The sequence below is a fragment of the Kitasatospora sp. MY 5-36 genome, assembly GCF_001182915.1.
Taxonomy (GTDB): Bacteria; Actinomycetota; Actinomycetes; order Streptomycetales; family Streptomycetaceae; genus Kitasatospora.
Window position 1 is genome coordinate 1 of the sequence record NZ_LFVW01000305.1, and the last position, 1,567, is coordinate 1,567.

The following is a 1,567-nucleotide window of genomic DNA, read 5'->3' on the forward strand; positions in this document are numbered from 1 at the left end:
TGCAGTCTCCAACTCCCGGGCCTGGTCGTGGAGCCGGAGTGCTCTGTGGCTGCCCCGGCCCGGTTCGACCTCAACCTGAGCTTCTCCGAGCACCATGACGCCGCCAACAGGCCGGCCGGCATCCGGGCCGAACTGCGCTACGCCGCGGACCTCTTCGACCGCAGCACCGTCACCACCTTCGCGGAGCGCCTGCGCCGGGTGCTGGCCGCGATGGTCGCGGATCCGGACGGTTCGGTGGGGTCGGTTGAGGTGTTGGTGGGTGGCGAGCGTGAGTTGGTTGTGTCGGGGTGGGGTGGTGGTGGGGGTCCGGTGCCGGCGGGGACGGTGTCGGGGCTTTTTGCGGAGCAGGTGGTGCGGGCTCCGGGTGCGGTGGCGGTGGTGGATGGTGATCGCCGGTTGTCGTATGGGGAGTTGGATGTTCTGTCGGATCGGATGGCCGCGCGGATGGTGGAGTCCGGTCTGGTGCGGGGTGGGTTGGTGGGGGTCTGCCTGGGGCGTGGTGCGGATCTCGTGGTGGCGTTGCTGGGTGTGTTGAAGGCGGGTGGTGGTTACACGCTGTTGGATCCGGAGTTCCCGCGGGAGCGGTCGGCGTTGGTGGTGGCCGAGGCGGGTGTGGGTCTGGTGGTGTCGAGTACGGGGCTGCGGGAGTCCGTCGAGGGGATCGCCGAGCGTGTGCTGTGGATGGATTCGCCCTGGGAACCGGCGGAGGAGTCGGCCGGGGTGGTGGTGCCGTCGGTGGTGGTGGGTTCGGAGGATGTGGCGTGTGTGATGTTCACGTCGGGTTCGACGGGTCGGCCGAAGGGTGTGGTGGCGCCGCATCGGGCGTTGGTGGGGACGTATCTGGGGCAGGAGTATTGCGAGTTCGGTCCGGGTGAGGTGTTTCTGCAGTGCTCGCCGGTGTCGTGGGACGGGTTCGCGCTGGAGTTGTTCGGCGCGTTGTTGCATGGTGCGGTGTGTGTGTTGCAGCCGGGGCAGAATCCGCAGCCGGCGGTGATCGAGAAGTTGGTGGTGGAGCATGGTGTGACGATGCTCCAGTTGTCGGCGAGTCTGTTCAATTTCCTGGTGGATGAGCATCCGGGGGCTTTTGCGGGGGTTCGGACGGCGTTCACGGGTGGTGAGGCCGGTTCGGTGGCGCATGTGGCGAAGGTGCTGGGTCTGTTCCCGGGGTTGCGGGTGGGCAACGGGTACGGTCCGGCGGAGAGCATGGGCTTCACGACGTGCCACGCGGTGACCGAGGAGGATCTGGGGTCGTCGTCGTTGCCGATCGGGCGTCCGGTGGGTAACAAGCGGGTGTTCGTGTTGGACGAGTGGTTGCGTCCGGTGCCGGCGGGTGTGGTGGGTGAGGTGTATGCGGCGGGGGCCGGTCTGGCGCACGGGTATGTGGGTCGGGCGGGTCTGACGGCGGAGCGGTTTGTGGCGAATCCGCTGGGTGTGGCGGGTGAACGGATGTACCGGACGGGCGACTTGGGTCGTTGGCGTGCGGACGGGGTGCTGGAGTATGTGGGGCGTGCGGACGACCAGGTGAAGATCCGGGGTTTCCGGGTCGAGCCGGGTGAGGTCGCGGCGG

The 1,567-nt window shown here is 68.1% G+C and carries 1 protein-coding gene; it reads left to right on the top strand.

The annotated features are described in order from the left end of the window. Positions 1 to 45: 45 nt before the first annotated feature. Positions 46 to 1,567, top strand: a 1,522-nt coding sequence (locus AE652_RS20775; RefSeq protein WP_199823122.1) for an amino acid adenylation domain-containing protein, incomplete at its 3' end; no start/stop codon positions are given.